The sequence below is a fragment of the Roseburia zhanii genome (assembly GCF_014287635.1).
In the GTDB taxonomy this organism is placed as follows: Bacteria; Bacillota; Clostridia; order Lachnospirales; family Lachnospiraceae; genus Roseburia_B; species Roseburia_B zhanii.
On sequence record NZ_JACOPH010000066.1, the window covers coordinates 1 to 1,210 of the forward strand.

The 1,210-nt window shown below is 38.1% G+C and carries 1 pseudogene; it reads right to left on the reverse strand.

Annotated elements, in window-relative coordinates:
* Positions 1 to 269 precede the first annotated feature (269 nt).
* Positions 270 to 1,210 (reverse strand): annotated as a pseudogene (locus H8S17_RS16110) (IS91 family transposase); the annotation flags it as partial.

Here is a 1,210-nt window from a genome sequence, read left to right on the forward strand (position 1 = left end):
CAAATCGTTAAGGAAAGAATCGAAGGTGGTGCAAACGAAAAAGCAGTATTGAGACTTTTCATTAACTGCCCTTTCGTTTGCATCAATTTCGATTTTTTCTGGTTGAACAAAGCGCGTCAACTCTATATGGACTTTTAATTCTGACACTCTATTTATAATAGGATAGCGTGTACACATAGAAACACATAGAATTTATAATTCAGTCCTGTATTATGACACCAGAAATAAGCCTCCCTAAGGAAGCTAAAAAAATATACAGTTATGATACGTTAACAGAGCATATGTGGTTTTGGTTTTATAAAATGTTGTTCTGTAGGCAGAGGAATAATCTTACCACCACAGGAAGAGCACTTGCATATATCTTTATTATAAAGAAGACGGATAATGGCAGGTGCATCCATATCTTTCAGCTTGGAAATATATTTTTTGCAACCAAGGATGTTTCTGCATAGGGTAATCTTTTTCTTCTTATTTCTGGATGAAAGAAGACCATAGTACCTGATACGTACAAAACGTTTTGGAGGAACATGCATTAAAAATCGACGGATAAATTCCTCACCGGATATGGTGATCTCTTTCCAAAGCCCTTGGTTTTTGTAATCTTTAGCGGAAAATGTAACTGTAGATTCTGTCATGTCTTTGATACGGTAGTTGCTGACAGCAATCCGGTGGGTGTATTTTCCAAGGTATCTGATGACAGATTCGGCACCGTCAAATGGTTTCTTGCAATAAGGAATCCATTCCTTTGCATAGCAGGTATTTAACAATTCCTTGAAAGTATAGTAGTTTTTGTAAGGTGCAGCCGATCCATGAAATTCAAGCCTGTCATTTTCCCAAAGTTGCTTAAGTTCAGCCATATATTTTCCACGAAATGTTTTGGAGATCACCTTAATCGGAAGAAAAAATCTTTCCCGTTGTCTTTCCAATGATTTTTCACATCCAGCCCTCCACCAAGAACAATCGCATGGATATGAGGATGAAAATTCATGGTGCTTCCCCATGTATGGAGGATACAGATATAGCCGATATCAGTCCCAAGATATTTACTGTCAGCAGCAAGTTCACTGAGAGTATCTGAAGCCGCATGATAAAGAGCAGTGTATAAGAATTTCTGGTTGCTGTAGATAATGGGATTGAGTTCTTCTGGAACTGTAAAAACCACATGGAAATAAGGAGCATCTAAGATATCCTCCCGCCGTGCATCTACCCA